At 58.2% G+C, this 18,142-nt stretch carries 15 protein-coding genes and 1 riboswitch; of the genes, 7 read left to right on the top strand and 8 right to left on the bottom strand.

Going from position 1 to position 18,142, the window contains the following annotated elements:
* Positions 1 to 295 precede the first annotated feature (295 nt).
* Together AB7D48_RS13840 and AB7D48_RS13835 are read right to left on the bottom strand one after the other, a co-directional pair.
* Complete coding sequence (locus AB7D48_RS13840) at positions 296 to 979, bottom strand: hypothetical protein (protein ID WP_427980185.1); 684 nt, start codon at positions 977 to 979, stop codon at positions 296 to 298.
* A 154-nt stretch (positions 980 to 1,133) separates the two neighbouring features.
* Positions 1,134 to 1,409: a hypothetical protein gene (locus tag AB7D48_RS13835; RefSeq protein ID WP_427980183.1), complete on the bottom strand. Its 276-nt coding sequence runs from the start codon at positions 1,407 to 1,409 to the stop codon at positions 1,134 to 1,136.
* Positions 1,410 to 1,959: 550 nt separating this feature from the next.
* On the opposite strand from AB7D48_RS13835, the gene AB7D48_RS13830 reads away from it, so the two are divergent.
* A complete protein-coding gene (locus AB7D48_RS13830; protein ID WP_427980181.1) occupies positions 1,960 to 2,118 on the top strand; it encodes a hypothetical protein in 159 nt (52 codons plus the stop codon).
* A gap of 52 nt (positions 2,119 to 2,170) precedes the next feature.
* Positions 2,171 to 3,997 carry a DNA helicase RecQ gene (recQ, locus tag AB7D48_RS13825; protein WP_427980180.1) on the top strand — a complete coding sequence of 609 codons (1,827 nt, stop codon included), beginning with the start codon at positions 2,171 to 2,173 and terminating at the stop codon, positions 3,995 to 3,997.
* Between the two features lie 22 nt (positions 3,998 to 4,019).
* Here the strand turns inward: recQ and AB7D48_RS13820 are convergent, their stop codons facing one another.
* Positions 4,020 to 4,364 carry an FkbM family methyltransferase gene (locus AB7D48_RS13820; protein WP_427980177.1) on the bottom strand — a complete coding sequence of 115 codons (345 nt, stop codon included), beginning with the start codon at positions 4,362 to 4,364 and terminating at the stop codon, positions 4,020 to 4,022.
* Between the two features lie 229 nt (positions 4,365 to 4,593).
* Between AB7D48_RS13820 and AB7D48_RS13815 the strand changes: the two genes are divergently transcribed.
* Together AB7D48_RS13815 and AB7D48_RS13810 are read left to right on the top strand one after the other, a co-directional pair.
* The gene (locus AB7D48_RS13815) at positions 4,594 to 5,520 is read left to right on the top strand and encodes a PDR/VanB family oxidoreductase (protein WP_427980175.1); all 927 of its coding nucleotides are present in this window, start codon (positions 4,594 to 4,596) and stop codon (positions 5,518 to 5,520) included.
* An 80-nt stretch (positions 5,521 to 5,600) separates the two neighbouring features.
* On the top strand, positions 5,601 to 6,647 hold the full coding sequence (locus AB7D48_RS13810; protein WP_427980172.1) for a Rieske 2Fe-2S domain-containing protein: 1,047 nt from the start codon (positions 5,601 to 5,603) through the stop codon (positions 6,645 to 6,647).
* A 30-nt stretch (positions 6,648 to 6,677) separates the two neighbouring features.
* Here AB7D48_RS13810 and AB7D48_RS13805 read toward each other — a convergent pair whose 3' ends face one another.
* From AB7D48_RS13805 to AB7D48_RS13790, 4 genes are all read right to left on the bottom strand, one after another.
* Positions 6,678 to 8,387 carry a sigma 54-interacting transcriptional regulator gene (locus AB7D48_RS13805; RefSeq protein ID WP_427980170.1) on the bottom strand — a complete coding sequence of 570 codons (1,710 nt, stop codon included), beginning with the start codon at positions 8,385 to 8,387 and terminating at the stop codon, positions 6,678 to 6,680.
* Between the two features lie 306 nt (positions 8,388 to 8,693).
* Entirely contained in the window at positions 8,694 to 8,936 is a 243-nt protein-coding gene (locus AB7D48_RS13800; RefSeq protein ID WP_427980168.1) for a hypothetical protein, read from the bottom strand.
* A gap of 1,076 nt (positions 8,937 to 10,012) precedes the next feature.
* Positions 10,013 to 12,169 carry an NAD(P)-binding protein gene (locus AB7D48_RS13795; protein WP_427980166.1) on the bottom strand — a complete coding sequence of 719 codons (2,157 nt, stop codon included), beginning with the start codon at positions 12,167 to 12,169 and terminating at the stop codon, positions 10,013 to 10,015.
* The gene (locus AB7D48_RS13790) at positions 12,132 to 13,604 is read right to left on the bottom strand and encodes an amidohydrolase (protein WP_427980196.1); all 1,473 of its coding nucleotides are present in this window, start codon (positions 13,602 to 13,604) and stop codon (positions 12,132 to 12,134) included. The genes AB7D48_RS13795 and AB7D48_RS13790 overlap by 38 nt, the downstream gene beginning before the upstream one ends.
* On the opposite strand from AB7D48_RS13790, the gene AB7D48_RS13785 reads away from it, so the two are divergent.
* From AB7D48_RS13785 to AB7D48_RS13775, 3 genes are all read left to right on the top strand, one after another.
* Positions 13,575 to 13,799: a hypothetical protein gene (locus AB7D48_RS13785; protein WP_427980199.1), complete on the top strand. Its 225-nt coding sequence runs from the start codon at positions 13,575 to 13,577 to the stop codon at positions 13,797 to 13,799. The two genes, AB7D48_RS13790 and AB7D48_RS13785, sit on opposite strands and share 30 nt — an antisense overlap.
* A gap of 312 nt (positions 13,800 to 14,111) precedes the next feature.
* A complete protein-coding gene (locus AB7D48_RS13780) occupies positions 14,112 to 14,882 on the top strand; it encodes a helix-turn-helix transcriptional regulator (RefSeq protein ID WP_427980164.1) in 771 nt (256 codons plus the stop codon).
* Between the two features lie 143 nt (positions 14,883 to 15,025).
* A riboswitch (cobalamin riboswitch) is annotated at positions 15,026 to 15,207 on the top strand.
* A 90-nt stretch (positions 15,208 to 15,297) separates the two neighbouring features.
* Positions 15,298 to 16,368: a HoxN/HupN/NixA family nickel/cobalt transporter gene (locus AB7D48_RS13775; protein ID WP_427980162.1), complete on the top strand. Its 1,071-nt coding sequence runs from the start codon at positions 15,298 to 15,300 to the stop codon at positions 16,366 to 16,368.
* A gap of 183 nt (positions 16,369 to 16,551) precedes the next feature.
* Here the strand turns inward: AB7D48_RS13775 and AB7D48_RS13770 are convergent, their stop codons facing one another.
* A complete protein-coding gene (locus AB7D48_RS13770; RefSeq protein WP_427980193.1) occupies positions 16,552 to 17,793 on the bottom strand; it encodes an MFS transporter in 1,242 nt (413 codons plus the stop codon).
* Between the last annotated feature and the right edge of the window lie 349 nt (positions 17,794 to 18,142).

Genomic DNA, 18,142 nt, shown 5'->3' with positions numbered 1-18,142 from the left:
AGCCGTCAGGGCAGCTTGCTCAGCATCATCCAACATGACAGCAACCGCACGACCCTTCGACATCCTAGCCTCCCCAAGTTTAAGGTTTAGCCAGAATGTAGACTACTTTCCGATCAGAACACTAGGTCCGTGATTCCTGTAAACTCGGCATGTGGAAATCGTTGAAGAGCAGGGGGCCGGTCACAACTGGCCGTTTGCTCAAAAATCAGAGCCTCATTATGATTGCTGACAAAAAAAGAACAGAGAATACTCATATCACCACCGCCAATTACCGTTTATGGTCCATAGTCCCGGTTCAAACAAATATCTCATATTCCTGCTTGAGCAAGGCATAAACCGGTAGAATCAGGGCTTCCTCGCCCTTCGCAAAACTCTCAAAGAGGTCATACCGGGAGAGAATGCTGACCGGTTGGCGTTCGGCAGCGCCGCAGTCTATGTTTAGGTAACGGGATAAGACCTCCTTTGATCGTTGATCTGAAAACTTGCTCATGATTACCTTCTGCTCCCGACACAACCAAGGCATGTCGGCAAGGAAGGCACTACCATCTTCGGGCCTCTTGACGGATCGCAAGGGAAACCCATCGAGCAACGCAAACCACTGCAAAGCAGTTTTCTCGAAGCTGACATTGGTGAAGCCCGCATATTGCGGCTCTCCCTTGCGGGCCGTATATTCTTTGTTCGAGTATTGCCCTCGGAAGGTAAGGTCTTGGAACGCGCCTTCAAACCGGCAATTCACAAAGCCACTGCACCCAAAATCCAAGCCGCTCAGCTTCTTGAACACAAAGGTGCAATTGACGAAGCGTGGATCGCCGAAGCCTGTCTTTGTCAGCTTTACATTCTCGAAACAACAACTCACATAGCGGGACTGATACTCACCCCTCTTACTGTTGTTCCAGTCTGTACCTATCGAGCCAACTTGCCATTCACAGCGGTAGAAGCGGCAATTTGTGAAGATATTACCTTTATCATTGATAATCATTCATATCAGTATAGTCGAAGACACAATCTTGAAAAACGGAATGCTCGGCAATCGTTCAAGATAAATAACTAGCCGTAAAATCACATCCCTTTATCACGGCATGGTTCAACTGCGCTTTACGGCGGGCGTGATGCGGAAATCTCGGTCATGGTGCTTACGGTGGCGGGAGGTCATCGATGATTGGCATAATATCCTCTTCAACGGCTTGCGTGCCAGTCTCTATGCCAGATTCTATAGCTTGCGCGCCTGATTTTACGGCGGATTCTATTCTGCCGGACAGCCCTTCTGATTCCGGCGGCAATTGCTCGATTGTCTCACCGCTCGTATCCAAGCGGTTCAAATCGGTACCGCACTTATCTATATGCGCCTGCATCTGCTTGGGCGTGGTCATGTCATAAATATCGCCCGTGTCATCGTCTATGAAATCCACCCCCTGTTGGATTTGCCCGTGATGCGTTTATTCAAGCTTGGATCATCACCGACCGTCCTCCGCGCCTCTTTGTCGATTTGAGACGCACGATACATCGTGCCGCATACTCGGGCGGTTCTCGATCGCGTGCAACTGCCTTGGACTATACACCTCCTTGTCCGGTCCCGGGTCGATTTTCCGGGCCGCCGCGGTGACATGGTCCTGTAAACGCCGAAAGACCTGCTCGCACGTCAGGGGCGGGTTTTGGGGCGTGGTCGTATCCGATGCCAAGCTCGCGGGGCATGATGTCGCCTTGTGTGCGCGTGTGCAGGCGTCACCCGATGCAACGCTGGCGGACTGGGCTGGTACGAAGCCGCCTGATGTTCACCGCCACTCTCTCCCGCGCGTCCATGGTCGGGCGACCACATATTGCGAAGGCCCATTATTCCACGCATAATGGACCCATGATTGCGAAGATCGGGACAGGTTCGGGGTGGGGGCGCCGGTGCCGCGGGCCGGCGTGATCCCGCCGGCGGCGCTGCTGGTCGGGGTCACCTCCCTCGGGGTGACGATGGCCCTCATGCCCGCCAACAGGCTGCTCACCCTGCTGGACCTGCGGCGCTGGCGCCTGGCCGCGCTGTTCACCCCGCTGCGCGGGCCGTTCGTGTTCCTGTGGCTGGTGGCGTTCGACCATGCCGCCTGTGACAGCGGGGCGCGGCGCTTCATCTGATTTAACCAGGCTCAAGATTGCCCGGCCACGGCACGGGGTTGTACCTTCGGGTATGGCCAGCTCCTCCCTCGCCCGCCCCGCTGCCGACCCAGCCGATATCCTGCACCGCATCTTCGGCTTGCCCGGCTTTCGCGGCCAGCAGGAAGAGATCATCCTGCATGTCTGCGCCGGCGGCGACGCGCTGGTGCTGATGCCAACCGGCGGCGGCAAATCCCTCTGCTACCAGCTTCCCGCCTTGTGCCGGGAGGGGGTGGGCATCGTCGTCTCGCCGCTGATCGCGCTGATGCGCGACCAGGTGGCCGCGCTGCGCCAACTCGGCGTACCGGCGGCGGCGCTGAATTCCAGCCTCCCCCCGCCCGAGCGCGCCCAGGTGCGCGCCGATCTTCGCGCCGGCCGGCTGAAGCTGCTCTACGCCGCCCCAGAACGGCTACTGATGCCGGATTTTCTGGAGATGATGGACGGGGCGCGCATCGCCCTCATCGCCATCGACGAGGCGCATTGCGTCAGCCAATGGGGGCATGATTTCCGCCCGGAATATCTAGCCCTCTCGCAACTTGCCGAGCGCTTCCCCGGCGTGCCGCGCATGGCGCTCACCGCCACCGCCGACCCGCAAACCAGGCGCGACATCGCCCAAAGGCTGGACCTGGAGGAGGCACCGCTCTTCCTCTCCAGCTTCGACCGGCCGAATATCCGCTACGCCGTGCTGCGCAAGGAAGCGCCCCTGCGCCAGCTGCAGACTTTCCTGCGCGCCCATAATGGGGAAAGCGGCATCGTCTATTGCCTCAGCCGCAACAGCGTCGAGCAGACCGCGGCGGCGCTGAACCAGCACGGCATCCGCGCGCTGCCCTACCATGCCGGAATGCCGGCTGAGACCCGTGCCGCGCATCAGGACGAGTTCCTGGCCGCCGAGGAAGGGCTGGTGCTGGTCGCCACCGTGGCCTTCGGCATGGGGATCGACAAGCCAGATGTGCGCTTTGTCGTGCATCTGGACCTGCCCTCCAGCCTGGAAGCCTATTACCAAGAAACCGGCCGCTCCGGGCGCGACGGTCTGCCGGCCGAAACGCTGCTGCTCTATGGCATGCAGGACCTGGTGCTGCGCCGAGGAATGATCGAGCAGAGCAACGCCCCACCCGAGATCAAGCAGGTGGAGCGGCGCAAGCTGGATTCGCTGCTGGGTGTGTGCGAGACCATCACCTGCCGCCGGCAAGCCATATTGGCGCATTTCGGCGAAGCTCTGGCCCACCCCTGCGGCAATTGCGATAATTGCATAACCCCCGCCCAGACCTGGGACGGTACCATCGCCGCGCAGAAAGCCCTCTCCGCCGCCTGGCGCACCCGCCAGCGCTTTGGCGTCGGCCATCTCACCGATATTCTGCTGGGGGTGAAGACCGAGAAGGTGGAGCGGTTCGAGCATGACCAGCTGCCGACCTTCGGCGTGGGCAGCGAGCTGGACCGCAAGGCCTGGGGCTCGGTGTTCCGCCAGCTGATCGTGCGCGGGGCTCTGGAAGTTGACCATGAAAATTACGGCGCGCTCTGCCTGACGCCGATGGGCGAGGCGATCTTGCGCGGCCAGGAGAGCGTGCGGTTGCGCCAGGAAACCAGCCGCGGCACCGCACGCGGAGTGTTGAAGAAGAAGGCCAGCCGGCTGGAGCTGGCCGAGGCCGACAAGCCGCTGTTCGAAGCGCTGCGCGCCGAACGCTCACGCCTCGCCAAGGCCCAAAACGTACCGGCCTACGTGATCTTCCACGACGCCACCCTGGCCGCCATCGCCGCCACCCGCCCCGCCAACACGGCAGCACTGGCGGAGATCCCAGGCATCGGCGCCTCGAAGATCGAGCGCTACGGGGCGGAGATTTTGGAGATTGTAGAGGCGGGGTGAGGATGCCTGCGTTTATTCACGCTTAACGACCTTGCGGTATCGCGTAAGCGACAAGCTCAAACGTATTAGGGCAACGCTGCCGTAAATAGATCGACGCATCTGGCGGCAAAGAATGTAACTTGAACGGAATACTCCACCAATCTTCGGGCTTGTGGTATGCACTGACTGCGAGACGCGGTCGATAGTTTACGATCATATTGCTCATCCCACCCAAGGCCGAACACTCCGTGCCCTCAATATCGAGCTTAACATAATCGAAGGACATATTTGCGAACACCTCATCGATCGCCAAACACTGGATAACGACACCCGCTTCGGCCTCTTCAAGAATGCGAGCCCCTGTGTCTTGACCCGCCGCAAACCGCATTCCCGCTTATAGTCTATGTGTATGATTTGTACGCGACCAGCATAGGTGGAGTCATGATATTTTTCTTCATATCCTGACGGTTTCCCCTACTGCTTGAACTTTTTTCTGCATTTGACGAAAATTGGAGGCCGAGAAGGGACGGATTTGCCCCTTTTGATTTGGCATGAGCCTTGCTGAAGCTCTCCATAAAACCAGAATTGGGGAGAAAAAAGTGCTTACTGTTCAAGTCATGCGGCGCCGTATGGTGGCAGATAATATTGTCGCACTCGAATTGCATGCGCTCGACGGCGCGGCACTCCCCGCTTTCAGCGCGGGGGGCCATATCGATGTGAGGTTGCCCAATGGTCTGATGCGGCAATATTCGTTACTGAATGATCCGGTTGAAACGCATCGATATGAAATCGCCATTCTACGCGACCCCAACAGCCGGGGCGGTTCGCACAGTGCGCATGCGGATATACGCGAAGGGATGGCCTTGACGATCGGTACACCGCGCAACCTCTTCCCATTGGAGGACGAGGGAAGCGTATTGTTGTTTGCGGGGGGGATTGGGGTAACGCCGTTGCTTGCCATGGCACATGTGCTGCATCGGCAAGATAGGGAATTCGCCTTGCATTATTGCGCCCGGACCGAATCCGCCATCGCCTTTCGCGACGACCTCCGCACCGGCCCGCTAGGTGGTTCGGTACAGTTTCACATGGATGATGGTCCAAACAACCAGAAACTTGATGCCACAGCCGTGCTTGCCGCTGCTCCGGCCGGCACGCACGCATATGTCTGCGGCCCAAGCGGGTTCATCGCGCATATCTATGCCAGCGCGCGCGCTGCGGCGTGGGCGCAAGAGCGGCTGCATTCGGAATCCTTCGCGGCTGCGCCCGTGGCTCCGGGCGGTGCGTTCAACCTGCGTTTGGCCAAGCAGGGCATGGTTGTGCCGGTGGCGGCGGAGCAATCGGCTTTGGAGGCACTGCTCGCGGTTGGGGTTGATCTGCCCGTCTCCTGTGAGCAGGGCATTTGCGGCACCTGCGTCACCCGTGTGCTGGCGGGTGAGCCCGAACACCGCGACAGCTTCCTCACCCAGGCCGAGCGCGCCCGCAACAACTGCTTCACCCCCTGCGTCTCACGCGCCCGCACGCCAGAGTTGGTGCTCGATCTCTGAGTTTTGCGGCGGCTGAAGGCGCGGCCGCCGAGCCACCAATCCATTAAGCGCCATTGAATATAAAATGCGAGGATTCAAGAATGCTACAAAAATCCCCTGGTATCTTCCTGGAGAATGCCTGGTACGTTGCCGCGCTTTCCACCGATCTCAACGAGACCGATCTCCTTCCACGCACTCTACTGAACCGCAATGTGCTGATGTACCGCACCCAAAACGGCGAAGCCGTGGCGATAAGGGACCGCTGCCCACACCGTTTTGTGCCGCTGCATCTGGGCAAGCGCGAGGGCGATGAGGTGGTGTGCCCCTATCATGGTCTACGCTTCAATGGCTCTGGCACCTGCACACATAATCCGCATGGCAACAAGCTTATTCCCAAGGCCGCCAAGGTGCGGAGCTATCCGGTGCTGGAGCGCTACGGTTTCGTTTGGATCTGGCTGGGCGATGGCGAGGCGGATGAAAGCTTGTTGCCAGATTATTCGCCGCTGGACATCGGCCATGAGAACGCTGTGGCCTACACCTACATGCATACCGCCGCGAATTATGAACTGATCGTCGACAACGTGATGGATCTCAGCCATATCGATCATCTTCATGGTGAGATTATTTCCACTCGCGGCAAACTCTCGCCCATCACTCCCGTGCTACGTGAGACAGATACGCGTGTTTCCGCCCGCTGGGAGTGGGAACAGACCCCGGCCATGCTGATCTTCAATCAGTTTCTGCCGAAGCCTGAAGACGAGGCCCGGCATTTCTTTGACATCACCTGGGCCCCTCCCGCCAATATTCAGCTCTCGGTGGGGGCAACGCAGACCAACGGCGCGCTCGATCTGGAGAACTGCATCGCCCAGTACGACTTGCATACCGTCACACCCGAGACGGAGACGACCACTCATTACTGGTTCGCGACCAGGCGCAATCATCTTGTCGAAGACGCGAACTTCAACAAGATTAAAATCGATGCAATGCATGATGCCTTTGCCAACGAGGATCTGCCGTTGCTGGAGGCCGTGGAGAAGGAGATGGATGGCGATGAGTTTTTCTCACTCTCGCCGGTGTTGATGAGCAATGACATCGCCCCCGTGAAGGTGCGCCGTTTACTGCGTCAACTCATCGAGCAACAGAGCTGAAAATTTCTTCCACCGTGTGCTGGCCCGGCATCATTCATGGTGCCGGGTTTTTTTTAACCGATATTCCAATTGCCCACGCCGCAACTTCAGAAGCCGCGCCGCGGCTGATATGTTGCCATTGCTGTTTTTCAGTGCGTACTCAAAAAGTTGGGTTTCCAGGTTCTCCAGACCTCCAGCTTGTTCTAGGAGCGCGCCGAGGTCATCCAGTTCGGAAGGGCCAGGGGGAATGCCGGAGTCAAGATGACCATCATCAGCCAAATGCAGCATGCGTGGGGTCAAGGCCTCCTCGCCTGAGAACAAATGCCATACATCTAGCGTACCGCCTTCATCGGCCAGTATGACGGCACGCTCGATCATGTTTTCCAACTCGCGTACATTACCTGGCCAGTTATACGCCCATAGCGCCTGGGTGGCGCGTTGAGTAAGGCCGCTGATCACCTTGCCCAGACGCTCGGTCGCGTGTTTGACGAATACATTGACCAGCAGGGGAATATCCTCGCGCCTCTCGCGCAGGGGCGGGATTTCAATGGGAAACACGTTGAGCCGGAAGAATAGATCCTCGCGGAAGCGTCCCACCGTCACCTCGGTGCGCAGATCACGGTTGGCCGCCGCCACCACGCGTACATCCACCCGGCGCACGCGTGTATCGCCCACACGCTCCACTTCTCGTTCCTGCAACACGCGCAGTAGCTTGCCTTGGGCGGATAACGGCAGGCTGCTGATTTCATCGAGAAAGATGGTGCCCCCCTCGGCACGCTCGAACCGGCCGGGGCGGGCGGCGGTAGCGCCTGTGTAAGCGCCCTTCTCCACGCCGAACAGCTCGGCCTCGACCAGCTCCGCCGGGATGGCGGCGCAGTTGAGCGATATGAGCGGCCCCGCCGCGCGACGGCTGATGGTGTGCAACGTTTTGGTGAATCGCTCCTTGCCCACGCCGCTCTCCCCCAGGAACAGCACCGTGGCGTCGGTGGCCGCTACCCGCTTGATCTTGTGTACCACGGCGTTGAACGGGGCGGACGCACCGACGAGATCGGGTAGCATGTCGGCGGGTAAAGGCGGCGCCGGTGGTGTTGTGGAGCGTGTGCGCACCGGGCGCGGCGGAGAGACAAAATCCTCAATCTGCAGGAAGCGCAAATCCTCTTCAGCGTTCTCCCATTCCTCTAGCGGTCGCCCCACCACCCGGCAGCGCGCATGGCCCATGGCCACGCACTCCACCTCGCGCCACAGGATCGGCCGGCCCATGAGCGAGGTGGTGAAGCCGCAGGCATAGCCGACCATCATCCAGCAGGCAGGCTCCCCGCACACACCGAACTGCTTCAGATGCGCCTCGGCCTCCCATGAGGCTTGCCAATAATAATCGGCCCAGAACTCACCGGTACTGGTATTGAATTGCATGCGGTCGATAGCCTGGTTGCGCACGAATCCCTCGATTTCACGCAGGCGGGGGCCGAGCGCCATCACGCGGCTCAGGTCCTCTCCCTCATGCATGCGCAATTGCAAGGCGTCGGCCATACCCTGCTGGTAGCCCAGGCGGGTGAAGATTTCCCTGGCTTTTTCCTGGCCTAACCGCTCGACGATCTCGTGCCGCAATGCGGCGACAGAGAAACCATGCATCAATAGCATTCTTTGCTCGAAGAGCTGAATATAGCCGGTGTCAGGCGCGAAATGCAGATGGCTAGCCAGCGCCCGGTCGTCTGTTGACGCGGCGATGAGGGTCATGGGCCGCTTGGACGCGGATGACATTGATGGCGTTCCTCTAAATTCTTTTTATCTGAGCATATAGCACGGGAAGTATTTGTGCTACGATATTTGGCTCAGTTAAGCCGGAAGAGAGGTTTACGGCTTGGTTTCAGCCTCGCTTGTCCCCCCTTGCGTTTCGGTGCCTGGGGGCAGGCGCATAGTCGCGGGCCTCCTGGCCCTAAGCCGCCGCGCATGCCCACCCTCCAATGATATTGTCTGGTTAAACGCCGACTATTACCTTTAAGGGGAGCTGGGCACCGGCGTCATTGTGGAACCGCGATGTGCTGCGACACCCCGATTGGAGCAGCCTTAATCATGCGGGTCGAGAAACTCCAAGCCGATGGCATTACCATGTGCCCAACAGCGCCTGGCGCGGCGCGCGGGAGCGTCTCCAATTTGTATCTTGAAGAGTTCCGGCACTTGCGTCATCTCCGGCGTTTCCACACGTGCCCCATTGGCGGTAAGGTCGATGACCAAACAGTCTACAACCGTCGGGCTGAAAGCACCGAAATACAACTTGCCACCCTTGAGAATACGACGGCGCGGTTCCATGCGATGGTCTGTGGGTTTCAGAGAATCTAGCGATGGTAATGATGTCATGCTGGTCAGGGCTATGAAAGTTTAGATTAAATTATACTTTCATTGCTAGATTCGACAAGAGTTTTGATCGTGTGAAATTGTATCGGAGGTCTATGCTTAAATTTCAGCCGCATATCTCCACCTTCATCTGTTCTAGTCTGGAAAGCGGTTACATGAAGGTAATCTTGCGACGAAAGCTGGTGTAACCGGTTCGGCAAATGGTATCCGACGAATGAGGGCTGAATGGAATTCGACTGACCGCCATTTAGAATTACGGACAATTTAGATGTTTAAATGAAATAGTTTCCAATCCTTTTCAAACGAATTAGCTTTTTGCTGTTGGAACAAGGGGTTTCGATGGAGGCAAGACCCATTCTGGATACAGGCGAGAGCAGGCGCCTTGAACAACGGCTCCGGCGGGTCGACCGGGAAGCTTAAACGGCACGGGAACCTGTTCCAGGGAAAACCAAATGACCGGGCACGGCGGGTGGACGACAGCCGTTCTGGCGCCACCTCGCCGCAGCGGCGGTTATTTGCCATCAGATCGTCCCGGAGCCGGCAAAACCTCCGGCTACCGGCAGGAAAAGCCTGGCTTTAGCACGGTATTTAAATCTATTCAGCGACCTGGGAGGACGTTCCTCTGCGCCCGTCAACGGCGACGGCAACCTCATTGATAAGGTCCAGGACTTCGTGCTTGGAGAGAATACGCTCTGAACTGTCGCGGAAAACTTTGTAAACCCTCCAAATCAAATCTTCCCGGGTAATTCCAATCTGAGGGAAGGCGGAGTTGTCGATCACAGTCAGTCTCCTCATTTCTGGTTTGGACGCCAAAACACTAGCCAAACCGTGCGCAGGCGGATAGCCTGCGCACGGGCGGCCGCTGCACCGATATAATGCCGCAAACCGGCTTCGGGAAGAAAGCCGGCGAGGACAGGATGCATCTCATTCGGCGACAGACGCTTCGAATCTGTTCCTGCAAGGCCGAAGCGACCCAACGTAGGCTCCGTCTAACAAGGCGCATGCCGCCGGGCCGAAAATGCCTCGGGCGATTACAAATCCGGCGAGAGAGCCGTGATTTCACGGCGGAAACCAAGCGTATCGCCCCATTCCTCGGTCCATACGCCGGTATCCAGCTCACGCGCATAGCGATGCCCGGCGAAGACGGCCCAGGCTATGGGGCCGGGGGCTGCGGCATCGCCGATGAGCTGGACGGAGTTGAGGCCCGCATCCGCCCAATCCGTCTGACGCGCCCGTAGCTGGTGAAAGAGGCCATCATTGGCTTGGCGCGAGGCGACCATAACCAGCGCGTTCGCCTCCAGCACGTTGCGCGCATCGGTATAGACGCAATTTGTCTCCACTCCCTCGGCCCGGATTTGCGTGATGCCGGTATTCAGCAGGATCTTCACCCCCACTTCGACCAGGCGGCGATGGATGGCGGCTTGTTCCAGTGTGTTGCGCGTCCAGTCGGACACATAGGCGGAGGGGGTGACGAGCAGCACCTCGCACCCCGCCTGAGCCAGGCGTTCGGCGATGACACCGCCCATATAATAATGATCGTCGTCGAACAGCACCACGCGGCCAGTGGGCAGGCGGCCGGCCATGATATCATCCGGCGTGAAGACCGGCAGATTGCCGCGCGCCGGCATGGGCACCACATGCTGGCGCGCCACGCCATCCGCTCGCCAGGCGCTGCCGGTGGCGATACAGACATTCTGGAAGCCGAATTCCAGGACATCCTCAACACCTAGTTCCGAACCGGGATATATTTGCACGTTTGGGCGCTGGCCCAACTGGTACAGACGGTAATCCATCACCCGTCCCCAGGCGGAGAGGCCCGGCAGCAGGCGTTCACGCTCCACGCGCCCGCCCAAACGCTCCTTGGCTTCGGCCAGGGCCACATCGTACCCGCGCAGGCTTAAAGCCCTCGCCGCCTCCAGCCCCGCCGGGCCAGAGCCGATGACCAGCACGTTGTCCGAAGCCCCCTTTCCCGCGATTTTTTCCGGGTGCCAGCCCCGGCGCCATTCCTCCATGAAGGTGGGGTTCTGCGTACAGCGGCTGACGGACATCGTCATATCTCCAGTGATGCAGATATTGCAGCCGATGCATTCGCGGATGTCGTCCTCACGGCCTTCCTCGATCTTGCGCGGCAGGAACGGGTCCGCGATGGAGGGCCGGGCGCAACCGATGAAATCCAGAACCCCCTGACGGACGAGGCGAGCCATGACATCCGGCGAGGTAAAGCGCCCCACCCCCACCACGGGCTTGGAGGTAAGATCCCGGATACCTTTCACAAGAAGCTCCTGCGCGGCTTCCTCCTTGAAGCGAGAAGGGCCGGAGCAATCCTCCCAGGTGCCGTGGGCGAGATCCCAGAGGTCTGGAAGATCCTTGTTCATTTCAACAAAATCATGCACCTCGGCGTTGGAGAAACCAAGATCGCCAATCGTTTCATCCAGGCTGACGCGCAGGGTAATGGCCATTTTATCGCCCACGGCATCGCGGATGTCCGCGACAACCTCGTTGACGAAACGCGCGCGGTTTTCCAGGGCACCGCCATATTCATCCGTACGCTGATTGGTGGCGCGGGAGAGAAAATGCTGGAACACACCGAAACCGTGCGCACCGTAAAGGCAGATAAGGTCGAAGCCGGCGATTTGGCAGCGCCTGGCCGCGTTCACAAACCAGCGGCGCAGATTTTTGATGTCTCCCTTATCCATTGCGCGGGCCTGGACGGGATCGTTGGTGAAGGTCCGGATGGGCAGCGCGGAGGGGGCGAGCGGAATTTCCTTGGTGTAGAGATTCGGGCCGTTAATACCGGAATAGGCGAGCTGGATGCCCGCCAGGGCGCCGTGGGATTTCATGGCATCCGACATCCGGCGCAGGGAGGGAATATCCGCATCGTCCCAAAGGCGCAGTTCGATGAAGGGGGTGATCTCGGAGGTCTGATGCATCTCGGTCTGTTCGGTGAAGATCACCCCCCAGCCGCCTTCGGATTTGATGCCGCGCATCGCGGCGACCGCCGAAGGATCGCGATAACCACCGCCATTGCAATGCGGCACTTGGTAGAAGCGGTTCTTGGCGGTCAGCGGGCCGATGGCGAGCGGTTCGAACAGGATGTCATAGGCGGGGTTGCGCATGGAGTTGGCCTCGTTCTTTTCAAGCGATCTAAAATCAGGCGTCGTGGAGCGCGTGGCCAGGCAATGTACCATAAACGAGCTGGCCACCGACGAGTGTGGCCGTGACGCAAAGGTCCGGGATGGCTTGCGGGTCCTGCGTCAAGGGATTGCTATCCAGGATCACCAGATCGGCTAGCTTGCCAACGCTGATGCTGCCTTCGCGGTGCTCACGATGCCCGGCATAGGCCGCGCCCAAACTATAGGCTTGCAATGCCTCTTCAACCGTTACCGCCTGCGCGGGAACCCAGCCTGATTCAGGCTGGCGGTCCATGCTTTGCCGGACCACGGCTTTTCTGATGCCAAGAAGCGGGTTAAGATCGATGATCGGCCAGTCCGTCCCAAAGGCAACGGCACCGCCAGCATCGAGGATGGCGCGAATGGGAAAAGCACGAGGAAGATTCTCCCCGCCTGCCCTGACTTCCCATATGCCTTCCATGCCCAGCCATTCATCCTTGGGGTAGATCATCGAAGGTTGCAGGCTGGCGATCGCGCCAATTTTCCTGAAACGGGCAATATCCCCCGCCCGGGGAATTTCGACATGTTCGACACGTGGGCGGCATAATTTCGAGTTTTTGGCGTCGGCCTCGTAAGCGTCCAGCGCGGTTTGAATGGCTCCCTCTCCGATTGCATGGGTCCAGACCTGAAAACCGGATGCCTGCACCTTTGCGACGGCATTCCGGTAATCTTCGACCTCCCATAAAAGCACGCCCGTTTCCTCAGGCTGGTCGGCATAGCCGCGAGGCATGTAGCCAGTGTGGGATTCCAGCACGCCATCAAGAAAGAATTTTCCGATGCGGAATTGGATATAATCATCGTCATAAGCGGTGCGAAGTTCCGTCATCTCCGCAAGCTTTGCATCCACATCGGCGGATGGCTCAATGACACTTGAGAGGGTGAAACGACAGGTCAACCGCCCTTTTTGTTGCAGCTCCCGCAAAATGGAGAAAATATGATCATCGTACCCAGCGCTTTGGACGCGGGTGATGCCGCAGCTTGCGGCCAAGGCGAGTGCTTTTTCCAAGGCTGACGTCATCTGCTCCGCCGTGGCGGGCGGGATGAGGCGCTTGACGAGAAAGGCCGCATTTTCCTTCAGCCATCCGGTGGGTTGGCCATGCTCGTCGCGCACGATGATACCGCCTTCAGGGTCCGGGGTTGTGCTGTTTATACCCGCGGCGGTGAGAGCCCTTGAGTTGACCCAGGCCGCATGGGCCATGCCTGAATAGAAGAAAACCGGCCTGTCGCTCACGACTTCATCGAACATCGATTTATGAAATGCGCCACTTGCGAGATCTGGATAGCCATAGCTGAATTCATGGCCAACGAGCCATTCCTTGGCTGGGTTTGCCTTCGCGTAATCGCGGAGCTTGGTCAAAACCTCAGACATGGTGCGCGCATGACGAACGCCGATATCCTCAACATATGACGCGCCCCACGCGAAATGCAGGTGCGCGTCGATAAAGCCGGGCATGACGAAACGGCCACCGAGATCAATAATCTCACCACCGCCGACTTTGGATTCGACGTCGCCTCTATCCCCCGCCGCGACGATCTGCCCGGCTTTTACCGCGAATGCTTCAACCCATGGTTGCCGCCGGTCCATGGTAAAAATTTTTCCGTTCGTGAATATCAATGTGTCGTTCATGATCCGCTTTTCTTGCGTTAGGCCGATGCTGTGTAAGAGAGTCAGGCAATGAAATGGCGTTAAGGTTAAAATTCCGACCGCCTGTCTGATTATTGAGACACAACAGCGCGGGGCAGAATGGTGGTGACCCCCATGCGGATGGATTTACCCCGGCCCCCTCTGTGGCCGTGCTCAAGGGCCGGTTATGCCGGGTAGCGGCCCTCCCAAGATCCCGGCCGCACGGCCTGAAATGCCTCTCATCTCATCTCCTGTTGCAGGACAAGGAAAATTGCATATAAAAATCAGCAATTTCCATCCCATTTCGGGGGTAGCCGCATAGCGACATAGGGGTAGATGGTTCCCATTTCCGATCTCATTTTCCATCAGAGACTAGGCCGCGTGCTGGAGCATCTGGGCGATGAGGGCTTTTGGGCGGCTCTGGCGGGGGTCTTGCGCCATTCCACCGCTTTCGATTCCTGGGTGGCGCTGATTTTCCGCCCCGGCCGGTCTCCGCACCCGCTTGGCGTGGGCGGCGAAAAACTCTTGGATGAAGCGCTGTTCGCTGAATATGTGCAAAGCTTTTACGAGATCGACCCGTATTATTTGTTTTCCCTGGGGGAGTTTGCTCCTGGCTTGTACCGGCTGGATGATGTGGCACCGGAATATTTCCAGAAAACCGAATATTATCAACGCTATTTCGCGCTGAATGTGGTGGCGGACGAGGTTCAATTTCTGCTGCCAATGCCACCCCATGGCACGCTGTCATTCTCGCTGGGCTGCCATCACCGGTTCACGAATGAGGAAATGGGCTGGCTGTGCTTGGTCCTGCCCTGGCTTTTGCCTCTGATGAAGGCTTCTGCCGATATGCAGATCGCATCGGCGGGCATTGCGCCGGACCGGGCCGTCAGTCTGGAGGCCCGCTTGCGCCAGAAGGGCACGCCCGCGCTCACAGACCGGGAAACTCAGATCGCATTATTGCTGCTGGCCGGGCATTCATCCAAGGCCATCGCGGCACGGCTTGATATTTCGCCCGAGACGGTGAAGGTGCATCGCCGGAACCTGTATGAAAAACTGGGCGTCTCCAGCCAAGCCGAGGTCTTCGCTCTGTTCATGACACAAGGTTAGGCGCATTTTATTTTCATGCTCTTATCCGTTGCCAAATGATTTGGAGCCGCTGGGGCCTGACTTACGGGCGTATCTGTCTCACTTGGTGAATTCGTGGTGTAAGCCCCCAGCGCCGCAATACTTGCAGTGCCCTGTCGTTTCCGCTTAATTGGCGCCGATGGTTCCTCCGCGAGGAGGATGAAAAGGGAACGCGGTTCAATGCCGCGGCTGCCCCCGCAACTGTAAGCGGCGAGTCGCTCATCATGAAGCCACTGGGTCAACCCGGGAAGGCGGTGAGGGACGCGGACCCGCGAGCCAGGAGACCTGCCATCAAGAGGCGTCAACGCATTCACACCGGGCGGGGTGCACCGGTGAAGGGTCGGGTTCTGCTGCCTGCCCTCGCTTGCCGAGACAAACGCCATTTGAGGCAGACTTCATGTTCAGGACTTTAAGACACGTCTTCAATGACAATTCCCCCGATGTCCAAGGCAAGGTTATCGGGATCTATATATTCCTCATCGCCGCCAATATCGGTGCTTGGGCTTGGGCGGTTCTCGCCTTTCATGGCCATCCCGTGCTCCTGGGCACCGCGCTGCTGGCCTATGGCTTCGGTCTGCGTCACGCGGTGGATGCGGATCATATCGCCGCCATCGACAACGTGACGCGCAAGCTCATGCAGGAAGGCAAACGTCCGGTCACGGTAGGATTCTTCTTCTCGATCGGGCATTCACTTGTGCTTCTCATAGGAACCCTCTTCATCGCGGTGGCCGTGATGAAGTTGCAGAAGGGGTTCGATCAGTTCAACGATATTGCTGGCATCGTCAGTACCCTTGTTTCAGGATCCTTCCTCCTCATCATGGCGATCCTCAATCTCGCCGTCGCGCGAGGCGTATACAAGACCTACCGGCATGTGCGCCGCGGTGGACACTATGACGACGACAGCTTCAACCTTCTGCTCAACAACCGTGGCCTGATCGCCCGCGTGTTGCGACCGCTCTTTCACTTCGTCAACCAGAGTTGGCAGATGCTGCCAATTGGCTTTCTTTTCGGCTTGGGGTTCGACACCGTGACCGAGGTCAGCCTGCTGACCGTGGCCGGGACGGAAGCCAGCAAGGGTCTGCCAGTATGGTCGATTCTCGCCTTCCCGGCACTTTTCTCCGCTGGCATGTCGCTGGTCGACACGACAGATGGAATCTTAATGCTTGGCGCTTATGGCTGGGCCTTCGTCAAGCCAATTCGCAAACTCTATTACAATCTCACCATCACCATCGTGTCGGCGGCCGTGGCCATCCTCATCGGCGGGATCGAGACATTGGGGCTGATCGCGGGTGAGCTGAACCTGCAAGGCTGGTTCTGGAAGGGAATGGATGATCTAAACAATAATTTCGGCCTGCTCGGCTACGCAATCGTCGGTATTTTCGCTGTGGCCTGGATCGTCTCCTTCATCGTCTACCGCCTCAAGAGGCTGGACGAATTTGAACTCGTCAAACCCGAAAAAATTCCGTAGGTTTCAGACAAAAAGTTCTCAGAAAGTGTCTGGCAGCAGCGCTTATAGGACTTTTGGGGGGTGTTTTGGATTGGAGGTTTTTTGGCGCATCGCCATGCTGACGATCCTGAGAGGAGTGCCCCCCGCCAACCACAAAGTCGGCTTTGCCTGAAAATATGCAAAACCCGAGCGTCTTTGCTCCACTCACCTGCGCCCATGCGCTATTCTATGTGCATCTGGATGCCGGCGAAGCATAAGCATGGCAATAACGCCAACCGCAGGCCCAGGCACCAGCAGCAAGAAGCTCCACCGCCAACCGATCGCGGTTGCAAGCAATGGCGTCAGCCGGATCGAAACAATCGTGAGCGCGAAGCCTAGCCCTAGCTGTAACGCGATTGCGGTGCCAACATAACGTGAGTCGCTAACCTCGGTGGCCATAGCAGAGAACTGAGCGGAATCACCTATGACGCTAACACCCCAGACGATCGCGACGGCCATGAAAAGCCAGAGCGGCCCTGTAAAAACGAACCCGATCGTAAGCGCGCAAAGTCCGGAGACGACCATCATGATGGCGGAGGTCGCCGTCCGCCCGATTCGGTCCGCCATGAAACCACCCAGCACAGCGCCCGCTACCCCCGAAGCAACGACAACGAAGGTGATCAAAGAAGCGTCCCTCGTACTGACTAAGCCCAAACCGGGAAGCGCCGCCGATGTGAAGGCGAGGAACCACCCCCACATGGCATAAAGTTCCCACATATGCCCAAAATACCCCAAATTCGCGAGAGCTAATGGACGGTTGCGCAGAACCGCACCGATTTGCCGTGGATCGAACACAGCCCGGCTGAAAGGAAACGGCCCTTCACGAGACAATATTGCGAGCACGCCAGCGCCGATTAGCGTGGCAACGGAAGCGGCGATAACGACATCCTGCCAGACAAGACCATGGATGAGAGCGCGGACTAAATTCGGAAAGGCTGACCCCAGCGTCAGGGCGGCGATGACCGAGCCAAGCGCCAGTCCACGTCCGTGCACAAACCATGTCGAAATGAGCTTCAGCGCTGGCGGATAAATACCAGCCAAAGCAACACCCGTGATGAAGCGGGCGGCAAATAGCGCGCCAACATCCGGCACCCACAATAAGGACAAATTAGCCAGCGCAGCAAGAACACCTGCTACTCCCATCAAAAGGCGCAGCGGCACCAAGTCGGGCAAGCTAACAACACTTGAAACGAGCGCTCCCACCACGAAGCCTAATTGCACCATGTTCGTCAGCCAGGATGAACTGCCTGCCGTTAATACAAATATCCTCACAAGGTCAGGGGTAATGGCGGTTGCCGAGAACCAGGTCGTCATCGACAGCACAACACCCAGGCAGACCCCCGCCAGAACGCGCCACCGCCCATTGTGAGCGACATCGACGGGTTTAACGAAAGCTACTATTGCCATTGCCATCACGCCCAAATCGCTTGCATGAAAAAAGTCACGGCGACACCTTCAGCGTGACTCGATATGCGCCGATACTTCTTTCCGGACACGAACCAGAGAACCAAGGATCGCGTTTGCTGTCTTTCTTCCACATTGAAAAGAAAGACAGCAAACGAGGAGGCGGAAGCATCATTGTCAAATCACCCCATCTTTTTCGGACGAAGAAGGTTGTATCGTTGCTGGTCAGTTAGGCCGGAAACCACCCGCTTCGTCGTCGCTTCATGCCGGCGACACAAAACAGCACTTCGCACCGCATACCACGGACGTCAGCCAGTTACTTAAGACCGCCCATCTTTACTCGGCTTTTCTC

It is taken from the genome of Acidocella sp., from assembly GCF_050253495.1.
GTDB lineage: Bacteria > Pseudomonadota > Alphaproteobacteria > Acetobacterales > Acetobacteraceae > Acidocella.
This window is presented reverse-complemented; position numbering and strand designations above follow the sequence as displayed.